The following is a 19,340-nucleotide window of genomic DNA, read 5'->3' on the forward strand; positions in this document are numbered from 1 at the left end:
TTATTCTTAACAAATGGATTTAGGCAATACAGACTGATTGTTTGTTCCAAATACGGTTTGTTACGAATATGGTTTGTTTCCTTCCTCTTCCTGTACTACTTATGGTAGAGGGCATTTACTCGGGTAAAAACGGTGTTAAATTGTGCTGAATATTTCTAGCAAAAACACCACATTAATATTATTTTATGACTACGGGAAAATGTAAGTATGTCTGATACAGTTACTGGTAAAGTTAAATTTTTCAACGAAACTAAAGGTTTCGGTTTTATAGAACAAGAAAATGGTCCTGACGTGTTTGTTCACTTCAGCGCTATCTCTGGAGACGGTTTCCGTACTCTAGCTGACGGTCAAGCAGTAACATTTACTGTTAAACAAGGTCAAAAAGGCCCTGAAGCAGAAAACGTTCTAGCTGTATAAGTTTTAAACTTATAAGCGAAAAAAGCGAGGAATGAGTTAAACTCTTTCTTCGCTTTTTTGTATCTGGCGTTTGATCTATTCTGACGTTTGTTCTATTTAGATTTATACCAATCTCAGCAATTTCTACGTATAAAATAGATCACTTAATTAATGGAACTGGTATTAATCTTTCGCCCGCTTCGTTATGCCGGGTTCAAACTAAATACCACAGCAAAAAAAACGCTACCGATTATCACCACTAGCGTTTATTACTGTATTATTTCAGTTGGTATAATCGTTATTCTGCTATATATTCAACCACTTCCAAGCCAAAACCGGATAATGAATGGTATTTGCTTTGCGAGCTTAACAAACGCATTTTACCCACACCTAAACTCGAAAGAATTTGTGAACCAACACCAACATTGCGCGATCCAACATGTCGATTAACTTCTTTAACAGTTTCACCTGCGTCGATTTTAGCGTATTTTTCAGCAAGATTAATTAGTTCAGTTGGTGATTCATGTTTACCTAATAAAACCAACACACCGCCTTCTTTAGCTATCTTTTCTAAAGCACTCGCTAATGGCCATGTAGCAACGCTTTCACGTTGGCTAAATAATAAATCTCTGAATGTATTTTCTAAGTGCACGCGAACTAACGTAGGCTCACCTGCCTTTATTTCGCCTTTCGTTAAGGCAAAATGCGCTTGACCATCAATAGTATCTTTAAATACCGTAAGATCAAACTCGCCAAATTCAGTTGGCAATTTACATTGAGATACCCGTTCAATGGTAGTTTCTGTAGCGTTTCTAAACTCGATTAAGTCCGCAATAGTACCCATTTTAATATCATGCTTTTTAGCAATAATTTCTAAATCTGGGCGACGAGCCATGGTGCCATCTTCATTTAAAATTTCAACAATTACTGCTGCCGGCTCTAGTTTAGCCATACGAGCTAAATCAACCCCTGCTTCAGTATGACCTGCGCGATTCAATACACCGCCATCTTTGGCAATTAAAGGAAAAATATGTCCCGGCTGAACTATATCTAAATGCGTTGCATCTTTAGCAACAGCTGCAAGTACTGTAGTGGCTCTATCTCCGCCTGAAATTCCTGTAGTAACACCTCTAGCAGCTTCAATTGAAACAGTAAAGTTAGTACTAAACTGAGCATCGTTTTTATCAACCATCAATGGAAGCTTTAATTTTTCACACTTCTCTTGGGTCATTGGCATACAAATTAGCCCTCGCCCATGAGTCGCCATAAAGTTAATGGCTTCTGGCGTTACTTTCTCAGCAGCCATGATGAAGTCACCTTCATTTTCTCGGTCTTCATCATCCATTAGAATAACCATTTTACCTAAAGCAATATCATCGATTATTTCTTGTGGGGTATTTAAATTCATGGGGTTCTCTTTGGTTACTTGTTGATATTAGTTGTTGATCATAGTAATTAATTTTCTTAGCTATGCATTTTGTTCAAGCAAAATTAATACCCCAATGTAGGGGATAATTTATTGCCCTATGTCAGAATAAATTCTAACCTACGTAGGCTATTTTAAGTTTAATAGTAAACCCTGAGTTATCAGCATGGCCATGTACATTTTTAACCTAAGTGTTTATTGAGCAAACATTAACTTACTTAATAAAGCCAGATTTTTTTAATAAGTCTTCTGTCACGTTCGACTTAACGTCCGCCGATTCGTTTTGGTTTTTTGTTAATAAACGCTCTAAATAACGAGCGATTAAATCAACCTCTAGATTCACTTTAGTACCTACCTGATAATAAGCAAACACCGTTTCTTTCACAGTGTGTGGCACTATTGTTAATCTAAACTTGCTATTACCTGATTGTTCATTTAATGCGTTTACCGTTAAACTGGTGCCATCAACTGTTACTGAGCCCTTTTCTGCAATGTAATGAGACAAATCATTTGGCATAGATAACCAATATTCAATACTGTTACCGTTGCTGCTAATAGACAATACCTCACTAATACCATCTACATGACCTGAAACCATATGGCCACCAAAACGTGTACTTGCTTGCATGGCTTTTTCTAAGTTGACTTTCATGCCCACTTTATAATGAGCAAATCCCGTACGTTGCAACGTTTCATTTGACACGTCTGCACTGTAACTATGTTGGTCATAATCAACAACAGTGAGGCAAATACCGTTAGTGGCTATGGAGTCACCTAATTTAACATCGCTCATATCAAGGCTATTGGTCGCAATAACTAAACGCGCGCCTTGGGCATTAATATTCATCGCTTTAATTGTGCCGACAGCTTCAATAATTCCTGTAAACATGTGTATTCTCTATTCTGTTTTACTAAGTGTTATAATCAAATATTTAACTATTATGCTTTTTTTGCAGTTTAGCAGTAATGCGAATATCAGTACCTACTTGACGAACATCGGTAATTGATAACAATTTTGCTTGTGGCAACGTATTAACATTCGGCATTTCTATTAAATTTTTTCCATCACCACCCAATAATTTGGGTGCTTGATATAAAATAAATTCATCAGCCAAGCCTTGTTCTATAAATGCTCCCGCTAAGTGAGCACCAGATTCAACAAGTACATCATTTAAGCCACGTTGAGCTAATAATGATAATAACGCATGCAAATCAACTTTATATTGTCCTAAACTTGTCTTAACCATAGGAATTTGTACTTGTTCTACAAAATGAGGCCAACGATGATAATTTTCAAGGTTAGTTTCAGTTATATTTCCACGTACTAAAATAACAGGGGATTCTTGCCTAAAAAAATCGAGGTCAGGTGTGAGACGATTTTGGCTATCTATTACTACCCGAACAGGTTGACGAATCTTATCTTCAGGATAACTATCCTTTAAATCGCCTAATTCCGACCAACCGAACCGTCATTTTGGCATTATCAGTTAATATGGAGTCTGCACCAGTAATCACAGCGCAGCTTTGTGCCCTAAGCTTTTGTACATCAAACCTTGCGTTAGTTGAGGTAATCCACTTACTTTCACCATTTTTCATGGCTGTTTTGCCGTCTAAACTCGCCGCCAATTTAACGCGAACATAAGGCAAAGCTTTGGTCATAACGTTAATAAAACCTACATTTAATGACTTTGCTTCATTTTCTAACAAACCAAAAGCTATTTGAATTCCCGCTTGTTCGAGCATTGCCAAACCACGACCAGACACTTCAGGATTGGGATCAACCATCGCAACGACAACACGTTTAACTTGTGCATCAATTAATGCTTGAGCACAAGGAGGTGTTCTACCAAAGTGGCTACATGGCTCTAAGGTCACATAGGCAGTTGATCCTTTAATCAAATGGGGATTGTTAGTTGTAGCGTCAAGCAAGGCATTAACTTCTGCATGCCCTTGCCCTGCTTTTTGATGAAAGCCAGTACCAATGATTTGAGTATTTATCTTCTCCCTTTCCGCCGCTACTCTATCAATAACTTCTTCATGAACCAGAACACAACCTACTCTAGGATTAGGGGATGTTGTGTAATGACCTTGTTTGGCAAGCTTGATAGCTAATGCCATATAATGATGATCTTGCTCAGTAAACACGTAACTTCCTTCCCTATTTTTTATTCGTTTTTTTATCCACCTTTTTACTACCACTTTTTTCCCTGTTTCGGCTTTCCTTACCTAACAAGGCTATTTCATCAGCAAATTCGCTAATGTCTTCGAATGATAAATACACAGAAGCAAAACGAAGGTAAGCAACCTTGTCTAACTCCTTTAGCTGAGTCATTAATAAATTGCCGAGCATTTCACTGGTAATTTCTCGCTCACCCGTGGCGCGCATTTGTGATTGTAGTTTGTTAATTGACAGCTCAACTTGCTCAGTACTAACAGGACGTTTTTCTAATGCTCTCATTAAACCGCTACGCATTTTCTCTTCGTTAAACGGTTCACGGCTACCATCACGTTTGATAATACGAGGCATAACTAATTCAGCAGTTTCAAAGGTGGTATAACGCTCATTACAGACAAGGCATTGTCGACGACGCCTAATTTGGTGTCCGTCTGACACTAAACGCGAGTCAATTACTTTGGTTTCTTGTGCGCTACAAAATGGACAATACATGGTTTACCTACAATAAGAATAAGATTAAGATTATAGCAAAAGTGATTCCTGTATTTGCTAAACACCTTGATTCTAGATATAAAAATGGCCGCTAATTGCGACCATTTTAATATAAATTCACGTGAATTTGTAAATTAGTTTTAGTTATTCAAGTTATTAGCAAAGACTATATTAACTATTTGTATACTGGAAAACGCGCACATAACTCTTTAACGTTTGCTTGTACTTTAGCGATAGTTTCTTCGTTAGTAATATCGTCTAAAATATCACAAATCCAACCCGTCAACGCTTTAGTTTCTTCAAGACCAAAACCACGACGACTAATTGCCGGTGTACCAAGGCGTAAACCTGAAGTAACAAACGGAGAACGAGGATCGTTAGGTACTGAGTTTTTGTTTACTGTAATGTGTGCTTTGCCTAACGCCGCATCAGCATCTTTACCCGTAATATCTTTATCGATCAAATCAAGTAATAAAAGGTGGTTTTCTGTACCGTTTGATACCACTTTATAACCACGTTCTTGTAACACGGCAACCATCGCTTTAGCATTATCTAAAACACTTTGTTGGTATACTTTAAATTCTGGTGCTAAGGCTTCTTTAAATGCTACCGCTTTAGCCGCAATAATATGCATTAATGGGCCACCTTGGCCACCAGGAAATACCGCACTGTTTAATTTTTTGTATATGTCTTCATCATTACACGCTGAAACAATTAAACCACCACGAGGGCCTGCTAATGTTTTATGCGTTGTCGTAGAAACTACGTGTGCATGAGGAACTGGGTTTGGATATAAACCAAGAAAGCAACAAGACCAAGAACATGAGCCATATCTACGAAGAAATAAGCACCGATGCTGTCAGCGATTTTACGCATACGCGCCCAATCAACAATACCTGAGAAGGCAGAGAAACCACCGATAATCATTTCTGGTTTGTGCTCATTGGCTAAACGTTCAAGCTCATCATAATCAATATCGCCTGTTTCAGGGTGTAAACCATATTGGAAAGCTTCGTATGATTTGCCTGAAAAATTAACATGTGAACCATGTGTTAAGTGACCACCATGGGCTAAGCTCATACCTAACACTTTTCCGCCTGGAGTAACAAGCGCTTGAAAAACAGCAGCATTTGCTTGTGAACCCGCATGTGGCTGAACATTGGCATAAGTTGCACCAAATAATTCTTTCGCACGGTCAATGGCTAATTGCTCTGCAATATCAACATATTCACAACCACCGTAATAACGTTTGCCCGGATAACCTTCAGCATATTTATTGGTTAATTGTGAGCCTTGTGCTTCAAGAACACGCGGGCTACAGTAATTTTCAGAAGCAATCAATTCAATATGCTCTTCTTGACGCACAACTTCGTTGCTCATAGCTTGATAAAGTTCAGCATCAAAATCTGCAATATTCATATCACGAGTAAACATGGTTTTTCCTCAAATAAACAACCTAAGTACGTTGTATGTAAGATAATAAAAAGGTCTAAAATTAATGCCGCATATTTTGCCTGACTTAGTCCAAAATGTACACGCAAAAACCTGTAACTTTTAGTTCATTTTGTCTTGTCTTATGTCTGATTTACTACCTGTACTATAGAAGTAAAACAAAAGAGCCAACACAACGGGGTTAAGCTTAAAGTTCTCAAACTTATACAAACCCAACAAAACCGAATATAACCAATAAAAATCCTAAACACAACAAATAATATACACAAACATAAGTCAAACGCCGAACTTTAATCGGATCGCACTGAGTTGTTCGAAGTAAACTTTACTACAAGGAAATATCAATATTAACTTAAAGCTAGAACAACTTTTTCTGAACGTAATTTTTTCGCCATTAATAATACTAATAAAAAGGTCATTGTAATGGTCACTAATCCTGTAAAACAAAGTAAAGACCACGACACAGGTAAACCTTTAAAAAGATCTTCCATAATCAGCGACTGCCCTGAAATAGGTAACCAATCTAACCACTTAGGTTTATTATCCACAAACATCATGATAACGGGCACCATAGCGGGGAGCATAATAATCATCGAGACCATAGATTGCGCCTCTTTAAAGTTTTTAGATTGAAAAGCAACAAAAAGTTGTAAGGCTGAAGCAAAGAAGCAAATGGGCAATAGCAGTAATAATAAAGCTGTGATAGTAAAAGCATCTAAATTAAAACTCGCGCCAATTTTAGTTAAATCAATAAAGCTAACTGAAAATGTGGTTAAACCTAAGGTTAACAGCACTCCAATACAGGCAATTAAACTTGCACAACATAATTTTGCTGCAACCACTTTAAGTGTGCTTACGGGTTGACATAATAACATTTCTAACACGTTACGTTCGCGCTCCCCTGCACTGGCATCTATAGCCACAGGAAGCCCCGACATAAAAGCAGCCATTAATAAATATAAACCAAGCATCATCGAAATAATCATCGCATTTGAGTTTGGTAATGAAGTATCTTGTTCTATAATTTTAATTGGCTGTAATAAACGTACATCAATGCCACGTACCAACAAACGCTTGTAACCAATGGCTTGAGCATAATGATTAATAGTGGTTTTAATACGTCTAATAGGTGACATATTGGCTTTTTCACTAAAATCAGCCCGTAAATAAAGATCGATAGGTTTACCTTCTAACATGTCTTGATTAAAACTAGTGGGTATTGTGATACTCAGAGCACGATCTTCCCAAATTGTTTTTTCATCGTTAGGTACATCAGCGAGTAACAAAATATTTTCATTTTTAAGAGATTTAATTAATTTGGGTGCATATTCAGCCCCAGTTACCTTGACATAAACAGGAGGCGTTTCTACCGCCTCTTTAATCATGACCTTTGACATAGCAAAAATCATAACCGGTGCCATTACTGCCATCATCATGGCCATCATCATTGCCCGTTTATCACGAAAGGCTTCTTTTAACTCTTTTGAAAGTAACGCTCTAAATTGAATCATACTGCTACTCCTTTAGCTCTTTTGAAAGTATCGCTCTAAATTGGTTTATATTAAAATACATCATGCTGCTACTCCTTCGTCAGATCCAATAATTTTAACGAAAGCCTCTTCTAGTTGAGTTTCACCTGCCAATTCACAAAGCTCATTAGGTGTACCTTCTGCAGCGAGTTTACCGTTAGCAACGATAATAACGCGATCACATAAAGCAGCGACTTCCTGCATTACATGGGAAGAAAATAAAATACAGTGTCCTTTTTCTTTAAAACGTGCCAAATAATTTCGTAACACCCGGGTACTCATCACATCAAGACCTCGGGTTGGTTCATCAAGTACAAAGTTTTTAGGTTGATGTACTAAGGCTTGCGCTAGTGTTACTTTCATTCGCTGACCTTGGGAAAACCCTAAGGTTTTGCGGTGCGCCAATGCCTCCATGTCTAAATCTTTGATTATTGCTTCAATGGCTTGATGCTTAAAGTCTCCTTGTAAACCATGAATACTGGCAAAGTAATCTATTTGTTCATAAGCGGTTAAACGTTCATATAAGCCAAACTTATCAGGAAATATCCCTAAACGCGCTCTGGCCGCCAGTGGATTTTTAACAACATCAATACCGTCAATCATGGCACTGCCATCATCGGCCTTCAGTAAACCATATAAGGTTCGCAAACAGGTTGTTTTTCCTGCGCCATTAGGTCCTAAAATACCTGTAATTTCACCATCTTTAGCGGTAAATGACAGGCCATCTAAGGCGACAACGGGGCTTGGCTTTGTCGCCTGACTAAAACCATTAAAAAGGTGCTTCTTGCTAGCCCCAAAGGTTTTACGTAAATTATTAACTTGTATCATTGCTCTTTACCTCCTTGTTTAGAAACATCGATGTGAATATCTCCGCCATTTAAATTAGTCATAAAAGACTCTCTAGGTACCTCTTCTAAGCAAGATTCGTCTAATGATTTAGGTTCGAGTGTTGTTAAAAACTCATTGATAATATCACTAGCACAAGTACTCATAGCAACAGTATGAGCGGCATTTTCAATAACAATATGATGGTTGTTTGGTAATGATTTAGCGCTATATTCACCATTGCTAGGTGGTGTAACTGGATCTAAATTGCCTGATAAAATCAAGGTGGGAATATTCGCAGTTACAGGTTGATAAAATGCTTCGTCGGGGCGATATTGTGGCCATATAGGACAAACCATTTTAAAACCAAAATGACTATCTCCACCCCCAAAATTATTATTAGCATCCTGGGCAAAATCCTCTGCTGAAATTCGAGGGAAATCTTCATTACAAGCAATATTAAATAACAAGCCTAGATAAATACCTTGTCCACTTTCTGATTGGGCAACCAACCCGACTAATGGCATATAATTACCTAAATAAGCTTGATGAATAACTAAAGGCACGATAGAACGTGTGGCCACTGAGTATAATTGTGTGCGTAAAGTACCAAGCAATTTTCCTTCACTAATAACGAACTTGGTTTGAGTGCCTAGTCTAGGGTGAGCAATATTCACTTCTCTGCCGGCGCTTTAGCTAAACGAGTAACTAGGCTATGAAACTCTTGTTCGAGTTCAGGATAAGCTTGCTGACAACTTACCTCTTGTTGACAATTTTCTAGTAACAAATTAAATGATCTGGCCGAACTTTGCCCAAATAAACCAATAGGGACTTCAATAGGGCCTACACTATCCAGTACAACACTGCGCAATGAATCAGGAAACATGCGCATATAAACGAGCCCTGCGCGAGTACCATATGAACCACCATAAATATTTAATTGTTGATGACCAAGTACTGCGCGTACCGCATCAAAATCACGAATAGCATTTTCGCTGTTATATTGACTTAAATCGCCAGTAAAATTGGCAATACAATCTTTAATTTCCTGTGCTGAAAATTCTTCGGGTGTTACGGTATAAACGTTTTGTTCTGCCGCTTCCTCACATTGCAAAGGATGTGATAAACCTGTACCTCGTTGATCCACTAAAATTAAATCGCGGGTTTTACGAACTTCTCTAAACACATGACGTAAACTCGATGCTAATTCTGCTGCCGCCTGTCCAGGGCCCCCCGCTAAAAACATTAGCGGTGTTTTATTATCACTGTTATCAATAGCAGGTAAAACCACAAAATTGATGCTAATTTGTTCACCATCAGGTTTACTGTAGTTTTCTGGCACTAATAGCTTGCCACATTTGACCTGTTCTCTAACACCATCAACATGACAGTTTTCTAACGTAAAACCTTGCTGCTCACTATAAGCTGCAAAGCTCAAAAGCAGAAAAAACAAGGGTATAATTTTCCAATTATTTATCATTTTATATTCCATTTATTTAACGTTTTAAGCATTTTTTACAAAACAACGTTATTCTATTAGAGTTAGCGCTTATTTAAAATCGATGAAAGTGTAAATATTTATAAATACTTATTCCCAAATGCTGTAATAAACGATAAAGTTTGAATATTGATTTCCCTCTAAATATCTAAGGAAACCCTCATGGAATTAAATCAGTGGGTAGATGAGTTATTTGAAGTGTTTGATGAAGATAAGGACGGTGTAATTAGCCGCTCTGAATTCGTTGAGCTCATTGATGTACTTTTACAAGACAAAGGCATTCGTATGTGTGAGTCTATTTTCAATCGTTTTGACAAGAACCACAGCAATTCTATCTCTAAAGATGAATTAACAGAAATGGTAATAGAATTAGCTTTATAGGGTTGTGCCTTTTTAGAATGTAGCTCTCTAACTGAAAGCTACATTTATTTTATACCAATCTCACTAACTATGTGATCATTTCTACTTGCTAAAATCACCAACTACATCATTATTTATTTAATAATTAGAATAACTCGTTATTGAAATAAATGCTTTGTATTTGGCAATTTTTTAGATTCAAATGTTGATTATGAACCTGATAACAAACCATTTTTCAGCGCTTCTTTGTTAATTTTATTTTTGTCACTTTGCACCAAAGGTAGAGATTTTTTGTAGATAACTCTCTTGGGTATCATATAAGAAGCAAGGTGTTTTTTAAGTTCGAATAATATTTCGTTTTCGGTTATTTCATTTAACGCAGAATAAACCATAACAATTTCTTCTTCGATAAGTTCATTGTCTAATCCAAATACAGCACATTTTTCTATTTGCGGAATGTTTTTTGCCACAACAGATTCAATTTCATACGGTGAAACCCTAAAACCACGGGTTTTAATCATATCATCCTGTCTAGAAACAAAGTACAAGTAACCTTCTTCATCTTTGTAAACATAATCACCTGTTGCTACTACAAGTTCGTCGGTTAATTGCCCTTCTAAATTAATAACATCTTTTAATATCTGCACAGACTTGAATCGTTCAGCATTTTGTTCAGGGGCGTTCCAAAAACCACGATATATATAACCACCACGGTGAATTAGTTCGCCAACCTCACGCACACCACACTCTTTTCCATCTTCATTAATCACATACAATTCAACATCGGGAATGGCTTTACCGATTGAATCAGGTCTAATTTGTACTTGTGATGGGTCTAAATAGGTTGAACGAAATGCCTCAGTAAGTCCATGCATTGAATAGAAATCTGCTTTTTGGAAGGTATTCTTACAGTCTTTGATCATTTTAGCTGTGACATTACCACCTGAAGAAGTAATGGTTTTAACGTTTGAAAAAAGTTCAGCACTAGGAATACGTTGTAAATCTTCGTCAAACATTTGCGAAATATTCACAGGCATTAACGGTAACACTGTCACTTTATCGTTAATAATATGATTAAAAAAGTCTTCCGGTAATATGAAGCGATGCAGTGCTAAAGTCGCTTTTTTATATAAGGTACAAAAGATTTGGTTCAAACCATAATCAAGATTAAAAATAAGCACGCCTGAAATAACATCTTCATGCTTAAGAACTAAATATTGGGATACAACTCGTGCAGAATCAATTAAATTTCGATGTGATATAACAATACCTTTTGGCGTACCTGAAACACCAAAAGAATAGGTAATTACCGCATTACTATGGCCATTAATATCACAAACATAAGGCTTATTGTAATACTTAAATATTTCTTCAAAAGAGGCTATGCCTTTATCGGCCGTTTCATAAGAAATAATGTGGCCATTAAAGTCAATTTCTTCTATATTTTCAAGCTGAAGTTTATCAGTGATAATACATTTAATATCACAATCATTAATAATATATTCCACCTGCTCAGACTTAAGCAGCGTGGTTAATGGCACTAAAATATAATCGGTAGACAAAATAGCCAACACCGCGATAACTTGTTCGATACCTTTAGTAGAATAAAGCCCTATACGTGAATCTTTGGGTAAATCTAATTCATTCAAGTAAAAAGCCACTTGATTTACTTTGGTAAATAACTCGCCATAGGTGATGCTTTTTTCGTTATAAACAATAGCAGATTTATCGCTATGACCTTGCACGGCATCTTCAATAAGTGTTCTTATACAGTTTATCGACATTATGCTTTTCCTCTTCTTTGTCTTTTAAGCATCTACAGCCCCAAGTGTCCAAATATCGTAATTGCTATCAAGTACGGTGGTTGGGTTATGCGCTGAATTAAGAATTTTTTTGTAGAAAAACGAAACAATATCTTCTATTTCGTTACTTGTTAAAACTTTGGTAATACCACCTGTTAACACAATGGAGTTAATAGCAAGCAGCTTCAAATTAATGTAAGCCTTTCTATAATGTGAAATTTTACATAAAACCAAAAAGATAGCCAATTGCATTAATATTTTTGTCGCTTTTTCACTTTGTTCTTCAAAAATATTTTCAGTTACTTTTAAATGCATCAGTAATTCATAAACAAATTCATTATTTTTAGCGGCAAAAATTAATGACTGCCTTGATTTATATACACCTAACTTTTTAAACACCAACCGGTCATATTCGTTGTCAGTCACTAAGTTGTCATCAACCAAATCTTTTGAGTAATGAATATCCGTCGTTGCCCCACCAATATCAAGTAAAATAAAAGGGTTAACCACTGAAAACTTCGTGTGAATTAAAGGTAAAGTTTTATTGACGATATACGGTGTAGAATAAATTTGATTTGAGGTAATATTATACAAGTGTTTAATATCTTCCTTCCCTTCAATATCTTTTTGATAAAGATTCGTTAAATATTCACGTAAATGTTCTTCTACAATATGTAACCTGTCATCAATAATATTAGGCAAAATCTCTACATGTTCAATGTTAGCTTTAATTGTAGGTGCATCAAGTTCATTACCAACAAATACAACATTGGAATAATTTAACTGGGCTAAATAGTTATATAATGAACTAGAAAAAATATTACCGTTAGCATTAATACCACCAACAATAATCACTACATCAATAAGATCACTTGGTATTGAATAGTCTTCAATATTTTGAAACAACACAGTATCGATAATATTAATGCCAGAATTAAAAGCAATATTGGTGGCATATTTTATTGAGAAGGTGTTGGTAATGCCAATAATAAGGGTAGTTAATCCACCATTCGCAGAAGAACAAATATAAACATCTTCTTTTGCAAAACGCTCTATCGTTTTTCCGCCCTTGTGCATTAAATCATCTAAAATATCTTTATTAAAATCTCTAAAATGCTGCTCAATAGCCGGAGTGCTCATTTTAAAGTAAGTACTTCCTACATCAATGAGTAGTTTTTCATTGCTACGTTTCATGTTAATGCTTTCATCATTGTTGTTAACTTCTACCATACTCATTGCATGATCCCTATATCGTGAATAATATCATTAACGATACTGGTGGTATCTTTGGTTAGATCACATTGTGCTTTATCATAGGCATAACAACGATCAGGAATAGGTACATTGCCTCGTTTAATGATGCGGATATTTTTCTTCGCATCTCGGATAGTGATCATATTATTGTGATTGATGATATGAGGAGAAAAAGGCACATCAATAATACCGTTTTTAATACTATTAAAGACTTTTCGCCACAATGTATCTGCAGGATCATTAAATACCGCTTCCATAATTGCTTTTACTTGCAACGTAAGCATTTCTTCTTCTTCTTCATCAACCACGTTAGGTAAACCATTTAAAATCCCTAACGTGTATTGAGTATTTGCCACCGTTTTAGCATTGGCTTCTTTGGTTGGAATTCCCGATGCTTCTTCTCGGGTTTTAGTGATAATTTTGTCTGCACCAACCATAGACGCGATCACTGTGGCAACGTTGATCAATTGCTCAGCATAATCTTTGTTCATGGGGAAAGCGCCCATCCATTGGTGGTATACCAAGTGAATAGCCGCATCACTACAATTAATTTCTGCTGCATAATGTTTAGCAAGTTTTTTCAATACTGCACCAGTAACAATATCTTGATTCATTGATCCTTGTTGCGCAAACGAGACAGAAAACGACTTTACGCCCTCTTCTAATGACAACAACATTTCCAATAATTGAATAACAATGGTGATTGAAGGAGGCACTAACGTTGCGGTTAAAGGGCCAAACGATTCTCTATTAATTGGTTCATTTAATTGAGAATAGTTAGCACACACTCTTTCTACATACTTCCAATACAGGAAAGCTTTATCAAGTGGGAAATTTTTTGAATAGGGTAAAAGGTAGGTGATTGGTCCACCTTCAATTTCAAAAATACCCGACGCAATGGCCGTTTCAATCAATAGCCTAGCGTCTGGCGTACCGTGTCGTAAACTCACAGGTTTATTAAAATGCGTAATCATTTTACGTGTGGTGCGATACCCATGATTGACTAAAGGATAGCCGTTGAGCATATCAACATTATTCTCTTCGCTTAAGCGTAGCATTTTCTTCGATGTAGCATAATCATTTAAGCGCGTGTTGGAGTCAATGGTTAATGGCAGTACATCAACATTGGCATCCACAAAAAACTCGTACAGTGCAAACTGTTTTTTATACGTAGGGAAACCACCACGAGGCTGCACTAACATTTTATTTTGATTTTTAAAGTGATGAGATATAAATAAATCTTTACTGGCGTTTTTAACAAATTCTGTTACTTCGGCAAAGTCAAAGGTGTCAACATACTCATTGCTCAGAATTATTTCTCTTTCTTCTTGCAGCAAACTCATTAGCTATTTCTCTCTTGTGTCACGCTATCTTCAATTGTTTTTTCTTCAGAACTTTTACCTTCACTTTTTCGCTCCGCAAGTAAGTCCTCAAGCATGTCTAAACCTGTATTCAAATCCACTTGATGACAAACAATATCAAAACCGTAATTTTTATATCTTGGTACTATATCGTCAGCATTACCAGTGCCAACAACCAAGTTGCCACCAATCATCATAATAAGGTTATCTAAATTTTTATATTTTGATTTCAGTGCTTTAACCTCTCGGCTCCGACCTTCTGCTTCACCATTCAAAGAAGAAATCATTAAAACTTCGGCACCAGTTTCTACCACAGCATCAAAAAATTCTTCTAAATAGGTGTTTACTCCTAGGTTAAACACCTCGTATCCTCGAGCATTTAATGATAGCTCTATTAGTCGATTAGCGACCACATGGATGTCGTTACCAACTACACCTGTTACAACCTTCATATTTTTACCTTCATATTTTCGCAGAGCCTACCGTATAACTATTCACTATTGCTGAATATATAGTACCAAAATTTAGTGAAAAACACTCCTTTAATGCTAGAATACTGCCAAATACCGTATATAAAAAATAACAGGACTGATTTATGACATTTTTTACCGCAGATATCTGTGATGATCACAGCGAAAAGGTATTTTTACTTGGCGCGGTTATCAAAATTATGGTGGCGCAAGTAAATGCCAAGGTGAAGTTATCACAATAAAGTTAGACAAAAACAACACTGACTTAATTACACTACTTAGAGATGAAGATGGCTCAGGTAAAGTAGTTGTGGTAGATGTAGCCCAAGAATATTATGCCGTTGTGGGGGAGAATTTAATGAAATTCGCCCATAAAAATAACTATGCTTTGGCATTATCGTTAATGGTTATATTCGAGATACTTTTCAAATTACCGATATTCCTGTGGCGCTATACGCCCTAGGTACGTGTTCTAGAAAAGCAATTCCTGTGACCTCAGGCGAGCGTGGTGTTCGTTTATCATTTGGCGGCATTGAGTTTAATCAAGGTGATTACCTTTATGCTGACACTGATGGTGTGATAGTTACAGCCAATAAAATTGTTTAGTTTTAAAATTAGAACAAACAAATTAAAAACGAAGTAAAAACCAAAAATCCCGTTGTTAATATATTAACAACGGGATTTTTTAAGCTTTTAAAAACTATAATTTAAATAATTACAGTACTTTAGCAATTGATTGCGTTAAATAATCAACATTATCAGGTGAGATACCCGCTAGGCTAATACGGCTAGAGCCAACAATATAGATACCAAATTCACCTTGTAAACGTTGTACCTGCGTTTGATCAATACCTAAAAATGAGAACATACCATTTTGCTTAGTGATAAAACTAAAATCGCGTGTTACCCCATTAGCCACTAATTGATCCACCAATAGTTGACGCATACCGTTAATACGATCACGCATTTCTTTTAATTCGCCATGCCACTGTGTTGTTAATTCGGCAGAGTCTAAAATAGTTTCAACAATGGCAGCACCATGTGCAGGAGGCATTGAGTAATTAACACGCACAACCGAAAGTAATACAGAGCTAATAATATCAGCAGATATTGCATTTTTACCAATGATTGAACAAGCACCAATACGCTCACGATATAAGCCAAAGTTCTTTGAACATGAACCACAGATAATCATTTGATCAACGGTATCAGCCATTAAGCGCAAACCAAAAGCATCAGCATCTAAATCTTCACCAAAACCCTGATATGCCATATCAACAACAGGAATAAAGCCAACTTGATTTGCAATATCAGCTACTTGTTGCCATTGTTCTTTATTTAGATCCATACCACTTGGGTTATGACAACAAGCATGTAGCAGTACCGCATCATCTTTAGACACTTGTTTTAATGCAGCAGCCATACCTTCAAAATCTAAACATTTATTTTCATAGTCATAATAAGGGTATGTTTTAACGTTCAAACCTGCGGCAGTAAATACACCTTGATGGTTTGCCCATGTAGGATTACTTACCCAAATAGTCGCGCCAGGCGTACAGGTTTTGATAAATTCACCCGCTGTACGTAAAGCACCCGTACCGCCAGGGGTAGAAACCGTACGAATACGATTTTCCCTAATAACTTGATGATCACCCAACATAAGTGCAGTAATTTTTTCATTAAATAAAGCTGAGCCTGCAGAGCCTAAATAAGCTTTACTCTTTTCATTTTCTAGTCGAAATCTTTCAGCTATCTTTACACAGGATAATACTGGCGTATCACCATTTTCATCTTTGTAAATTCCCGCACCAAGATCTATTTTATTAGGGTTGAGGTCGGCTTTGAATTTTACCGATAAACCTAAAATAGGATCGGCAGGTAACTGTGTTAACTTTGAAAACATAGGTTTAATACCTTCTAATTACGGTGTTGATTTTGTGAGTGCTTGTATAACGTTTTTGCCATTTAAAATAGACAATAAATTTTTAACTTAATACCCTAAACAGTAACTACAGATTATACATTAAGATATTTGAATAATCATGCATTAAATATGAATACTTATATCGACATCATAATTAAATTCCGACCTGACATCTGAAACGAAAAAACCTGCAATTTCTTGCAGGTTTTAGTTCTCTAATTTACTCATCTAATGATGATATATGGTGCCCCGACCCGGAGTTGAACCAGGGACACGCGGATTTTCAATCCGCTGCTCTACCAACTGAGCTATCGGGGCATTTTACTATCGTTCAAAACGAATATGTTTCAACGAGCGCGTATAATAGCTATAAATATCTACGCTAGCAACCGTTTTTTACCTTGTTTGTGCAAAGCAATATCCCTCTTTAAAGCTCAAAATCACTGAAGTCCACATCAATATCATTCGACAAAGTCACTTTTTTGTTTGGCTCTAATAATGAGGGCTGCTCTGGTTGTGAGCTTTCTATCGCAGATTTCACTTCAACCACTTTAATCTGCTCTCTTTTGTTTTGACGTTTTGTCCTTTGAATACAACGCTTTATAACTTTTTGTTTGTCATCATTATTAAGTGTCGACCACTCTTTTCGTTCATCACGCGTACGCATGCAGCCAAGGCAATAGCCTTTCTCATTTGATTGACACACACCCACACAAGGGCTTGGAATATCAAAGAAGTCTAACTGCATGTATTACCTTACCTTAAATGATGTTACCTTTTTTTATTACACAAACGTTTACGCAAGTTTATCAGAAGCAATATGGTACTCAGGATCTTCAATTACATTAACTTCAACTAAGTCACCTGCTTTTTTTAATAACAATTTACATTCTTGACTCAAGTGTTTTAAATGTACTGTTTTACCTTTAGCTAAATAGCGTTCAGCTAAGGTATCAATTGCACCAATTGCAGAATGGTCTGCAACACGAGAGCGTTTGAACTCAATAACAACATCATCACTGTCATTATTAACATCAAATTTCTCTAAAAAATTAGCAACAGAACCAAAGAAAATTGGACCTATAACTTCATATACTGTTGAGCCATTCTCATCTGTACTACGATTCACATTAATATGTTTAGCATGATCCCATGCAAAAACTAAAGCGGAAACAATAACACCAACAACAACCGCAATGGCTAAATCAGTGGCAACGGTTACCGCTGATACCAAGACAATAACAATAGCATCGGCTTTAGGCACCTTACTTAAAATACGAAAACTTGACCATTCAAAGGTACCAATAACAACAATAAACATTACGCCTACTAACGCCGCTAACGGGATCATCTCAATTAAACCGGAAGCAAACAAAATAAAACCTAATAAAGCTACCGCAGCCGTTATACCTGAAGCTCTACCTCTACCGCCAGAATTTACATTGATCATTGATTGTCCAATCATAGCACAACCACCCATACCACCAAAAAAACCAGTAACCGTATTTGCAGCACCTTGTGCAATACATTCTTTATTACCGCGACCACGAGTGCCCGTTAATTCATCAATTAATGTTAAGGTAAGTAACGACTCAATTAAGCCTATCGCAGCTAATATCAACGCAAAAGGAAAAATAACTTTCAATGTATCTAAATTAAAAGGCACGTTAGGAATAGAAAATTGTGGTAAACCACCCGCAATAGACGCGGTTGGATCGTTGGTCATATCACGCAGAAAATCAACCACTGTTCGGGTGTCTAACCCTAAGCTCTGCACTAGCAATGTTACAACAACAATCGCAACAAGCGACGAAGGCACTGCATTGGTTAATTTAGGTAAAAAATGAATAATGGCCATGGTAATTATTATTAGTCCTGCCATTATCATCAGTGGTGTTCCTTGTAACCACTCTAATTCACCCGCACTATTAGTGACTTTAAACTGCCCAAGTTGCGCTAAGAAAATAACGATTGCTAAACCATTAACAAAACCAAGCATTACAGGATGAGGTACTAAACGAATAAACTTACCCGACTTGAATATTCCTGCTAATATTTGCAGCAACCCGGTAAGCACCACTGTAGCAAAAAGATATTCAACACCATGAATTGCCACTAAACTTACCATAACAACAGCCATAGCTCCTGTTGCACCAGAAATCATCCCAGGACGACCACCAAAGATGGCAGTAATTAACCCCACCATAAACGCAGCATACAGCCCCACTAACGGCTCTACACCGGCAACAAAAGCAAAAGCAACCGCCTCTGGTACCAAGGCTAAGGCAACAGTTAAGCCTGACAATACATCATTTTTCAGATTCGACGCTTTACTGGCGTGTAATTCAAACATTTTTATCTCATTGATTATTTTG

The 19,340-nt window shown here is 36.7% G+C and carries 18 protein-coding genes, 1 tRNA gene and 2 pseudogenes; 4 read left to right on the plus strand and 17 right to left on the minus strand.

Features of this window, described 5'->3' with window-relative positions:
* Nucleotides 1-207: 207 nt before the first annotated feature.
* Nucleotides 208-417: a cold-shock protein gene (locus tag L3081_RS16780; RefSeq protein ID WP_011041587.1), complete on the plus strand. Its 210-nt coding sequence runs from the start codon at nucleotides 208-210 to the stop codon at nucleotides 415-417.
* 277 nt (nucleotides 418-694) lie between these two features.
* Here L3081_RS16780 and ribB read toward each other — a convergent pair whose 3' ends face one another.
* The 9 genes and pseudogenes from ribB to L3081_RS16825 form a co-directional block, all read right to left on the minus strand.
* The gene (gene ribB / locus L3081_RS16785) at nucleotides 695-1,804 is read right to left on the minus strand and encodes a 3,4-dihydroxy-2-butanone-4-phosphate synthase (RefSeq protein ID WP_242287214.1); all 1,110 of its coding nucleotides are present in this window, start codon (nucleotides 1,802-1,804) and stop codon (nucleotides 695-697) included.
* A gap of 232 nt (nucleotides 1,805-2,036) precedes the next feature.
* Entirely contained in the window at nucleotides 2,037-2,711 is a 675-nt protein-coding gene (locus L3081_RS16790; protein ID WP_242287215.1) for a riboflavin synthase, read from the minus strand.
* 43 nt (nucleotides 2,712-2,754) lie between these two features.
* Nucleotides 2,755-3,940, minus strand: a pseudogene (gene ribD, locus L3081_RS16795) (bifunctional diaminohydroxyphosphoribosylaminopyrimidine deaminase/5-amino-6-(5-phosphoribosylamino)uracil reductase RibD).
* Nucleotides 3,941-3,980: 40 nt separating this feature from the next.
* The gene (nrdR, locus tag L3081_RS16800) at nucleotides 3,981-4,490 is read right to left on the minus strand and encodes a transcriptional regulator NrdR (protein WP_242287216.1); all 510 of its coding nucleotides are present in this window, start codon (nucleotides 4,488-4,490) and stop codon (nucleotides 3,981-3,983) included.
* Between the two features lie 175 nt (nucleotides 4,491-4,665).
* Nucleotides 4,666-5,924 (minus strand): annotated as a pseudogene (gene glyA, locus L3081_RS16805) (serine hydroxymethyltransferase).
* Nucleotides 5,925-6,289: 365 nt separating this feature from the next.
* Nucleotides 6,290-7,453 carry an ABC transporter permease gene (locus tag L3081_RS16810; protein ID WP_242287217.1) on the minus strand — a complete coding sequence of 388 codons (1,164 nt, stop codon included), beginning with the start codon at nucleotides 7,451-7,453 and terminating at the stop codon, nucleotides 6,290-6,292.
* Nucleotides 7,454-7,513: 60 nt separating this feature from the next.
* Nucleotides 7,514-8,299, minus strand: a complete 786-nt coding sequence (locus L3081_RS16815; protein ID WP_242287218.1) for an ABC transporter ATP-binding protein — start codon at nucleotides 8,297-8,299, stop codon at nucleotides 7,514-7,516.
* Complete coding sequence (locus L3081_RS28465) at nucleotides 8,296-8,973, minus strand: alpha/beta hydrolase (protein WP_242287219.1); 678 nt, start codon at nucleotides 8,971-8,973, stop codon at nucleotides 8,296-8,298. The genes L3081_RS16815 and L3081_RS28465 overlap by 4 nt, the downstream gene beginning before the upstream one ends.
* Entirely contained in the window at nucleotides 8,970-9,776 is an 807-nt protein-coding gene (locus L3081_RS16825; protein ID WP_242287220.1) for an alpha/beta fold hydrolase, read from the minus strand. The genes L3081_RS28465 and L3081_RS16825 overlap by 4 nt, the downstream gene beginning before the upstream one ends.
* A gap of 180 nt (nucleotides 9,777-9,956) precedes the next feature.
* Here L3081_RS16825 and L3081_RS16830 point away from each other — a divergent pair, with 180 nt between their 5' ends.
* A complete protein-coding gene (locus L3081_RS16830) occupies nucleotides 9,957-10,175 on the plus strand; it encodes an EF-hand domain-containing protein (RefSeq protein ID WP_242287221.1) in 219 nt (72 codons plus the stop codon).
* A 188-nt stretch (nucleotides 10,176-10,363) separates the two neighbouring features.
* Here L3081_RS16830 and L3081_RS16835 read toward each other — a convergent pair whose 3' ends face one another.
* The 4 genes from L3081_RS16835 to glmS are packed head-to-tail and all read right to left on the minus strand — an operon-like array spanning nucleotide 10,364 to nucleotide 15,023.
* Complete coding sequence (locus L3081_RS16835) at nucleotides 10,364-11,938, minus strand: AMP-binding protein (protein WP_242287222.1); 1,575 nt, start codon at nucleotides 11,936-11,938, stop codon at nucleotides 10,364-10,366.
* A gap of 24 nt (nucleotides 11,939-11,962) precedes the next feature.
* A complete protein-coding gene (locus tag L3081_RS16840; protein ID WP_242287223.1) occupies nucleotides 11,963-13,192 on the minus strand; it encodes a glutamate mutase L in 1,230 nt (409 codons plus the stop codon).
* Complete coding sequence (locus L3081_RS16845; protein WP_242287224.1) at nucleotides 13,189-14,553, minus strand: hypothetical protein; 1,365 nt, start codon at nucleotides 14,551-14,553, stop codon at nucleotides 13,189-13,191. The genes L3081_RS16840 and L3081_RS16845 overlap by 4 nt, the downstream gene beginning before the upstream one ends.
* The gene (gene glmS, locus L3081_RS16850) at nucleotides 14,553-15,023 is read right to left on the minus strand and encodes a methylaspartate mutase subunit S (RefSeq protein ID WP_242287225.1); all 471 of its coding nucleotides are present in this window, start codon (nucleotides 15,021-15,023) and stop codon (nucleotides 14,553-14,555) included. Before glmS ends, L3081_RS16845 begins: the two co-directional genes overlap by 1 nt.
* Nucleotides 15,024-15,309: 286 nt before the next feature.
* Here glmS and L3081_RS29180 point away from each other — a divergent pair, with 286 nt between their 5' ends.
* The gene (locus L3081_RS29180; protein ID WP_476728557.1) at nucleotides 15,310-15,504 is read left to right on the plus strand and encodes a hypothetical protein; all 195 of its coding nucleotides are present in this window, start codon (nucleotides 15,310-15,312) and stop codon (nucleotides 15,502-15,504) included.
* On the plus strand, nucleotides 15,438-15,647 hold the full coding sequence (locus L3081_RS27140; protein WP_338027406.1) for an RraA family protein: 210 nt from the start codon (nucleotides 15,438-15,440) through the stop codon (nucleotides 15,645-15,647). Before L3081_RS29180 ends, L3081_RS27140 begins: the two co-directional genes overlap by 67 nt.
* Nucleotides 15,648-15,756: 109 nt before the next feature.
* On the opposite strand, the gene L3081_RS16860 is transcribed toward L3081_RS27140, so the two are convergent.
* From L3081_RS16860 to L3081_RS16875, 4 genes are all read right to left on the minus strand, one after another.
* Entirely contained in the window at nucleotides 15,757-16,944 is a 1,188-nt protein-coding gene (locus L3081_RS16860) for an amino acid aminotransferase (protein ID WP_242287226.1), read from the minus strand.
* Nucleotides 16,945-17,207: 263 nt separating this feature from the next.
* Nucleotides 17,208-17,283: transfer RNA gene (locus tag L3081_RS16865), tRNA-Phe, on the minus strand.
* 109 nt (nucleotides 17,284-17,392) lie between these two features.
* Complete coding sequence (locus tag L3081_RS16870) at nucleotides 17,393-17,713, minus strand: DUF1289 domain-containing protein (protein ID WP_242287227.1); 321 nt, start codon at nucleotides 17,711-17,713, stop codon at nucleotides 17,393-17,395.
* Nucleotides 17,714-17,761: 48 nt separating this feature from the next.
* Nucleotides 17,762-19,318, minus strand: coding sequence for a SulP family inorganic anion transporter (locus L3081_RS16875; protein WP_242287228.1), 1,557 nt, complete (start codon nucleotides 19,316-19,318; stop codon nucleotides 17,762-17,764).
* Nucleotides 19,319-19,340: the final 22 nt, after the last annotated feature.

It is taken from the genome of Colwellia maritima, from assembly GCF_022669015.1.
Taxonomy (GTDB): domain Bacteria; phylum Pseudomonadota; class Gammaproteobacteria; order Enterobacterales; family Alteromonadaceae; genus Colwellia; species Colwellia maritima.

What these genes read in the sequence shown, in the direction of transcription:
- L3081_RS16780 (WP_011041587.1), top strand. Translation starts at nt 208, where the DNA reads ATGTCTGATACAGTTACTGGTAAAGTTAAATTTTTCAACGAAACTAAA.
- ribB (WP_242287214.1), bottom strand. Translation starts at nt 1,804, where the DNA reads ATGAATTTAAATACCCCACAAGAAATAATCGATGATATTGCTTTAGGT.
- L3081_RS16790 (WP_242287215.1), bottom strand. Translation starts at nt 2,711, where the DNA reads ATGTTTACAGGAATTATTGAAGCTGTCGGCACAATTAAAGCGATGAAT.
- nrdR (WP_242287216.1), bottom strand. Translation starts at nt 4,490, where the DNA reads ATGTATTGTCCATTTTGTAGCGCACAAGAAACCAAAGTAATTGACTCG.
- L3081_RS16810 (WP_242287217.1), bottom strand. Translation starts at nt 7,453, where the DNA reads ATGATTCAATTTAGAGCGTTACTTTCAAAAGAGTTAAAAGAAGCCTTT.
- L3081_RS16815 (WP_242287218.1), bottom strand. Translation starts at nt 8,299, where the DNA reads ATGATACAAGTTAATAATTTACGTAAAACCTTTGGGGCTAGCAAGAAG.
- L3081_RS16825 (WP_242287220.1), bottom strand. Translation starts at nt 9,776, where the DNA reads ATGATAAATAATTGGAAAATTATACCCTTGTTTTTTCTGCTTTTGAGC.
- L3081_RS16830 (WP_242287221.1), top strand. Translation starts at nt 9,957, where the DNA reads ATGGAATTAAATCAGTGGGTAGATGAGTTATTTGAAGTGTTTGATGAA.
- L3081_RS16835 (WP_242287222.1), bottom strand. Translation starts at nt 11,938, where the DNA reads ATGTCGATAAACTGTATAAGAACACTTATTGAAGATGCCGTGCAAGGT.
- L3081_RS16840 (WP_242287223.1), bottom strand. Translation starts at nt 13,192, where the DNA reads ATGAGTATGGTAGAAGTTAACAACAATGATGAAAGCATTAACATGAAA.
- L3081_RS16845 (WP_242287224.1), bottom strand. Translation starts at nt 14,553, where the DNA reads ATGAGTTTGCTGCAAGAAGAAAGAGAAATAATTCTGAGCAATGAGTAT.
- glmS (WP_242287225.1), bottom strand. Translation starts at nt 15,023, where the DNA reads ATGAAGGTTGTAACAGGTGTAGTTGGTAACGACATCCATGTGGTCGCT.
- L3081_RS16860 (WP_242287226.1), bottom strand. Translation starts at nt 16,944, where the DNA reads ATGTTTTCAAAGTTAACACAGTTACCTGCCGATCCTATTTTAGGTTTA.
- L3081_RS16870 (WP_242287227.1), bottom strand. Translation starts at nt 17,713, where the DNA reads ATGCAGTTAGACTTCTTTGATATTCCAAGCCCTTGTGTGGGTGTGTGT.
- L3081_RS16875 (WP_242287228.1), bottom strand. Translation starts at nt 19,318, where the DNA reads ATGTTTGAATTACACGCCAGTAAAGCGTCGAATCTGAAAAATGATGTA.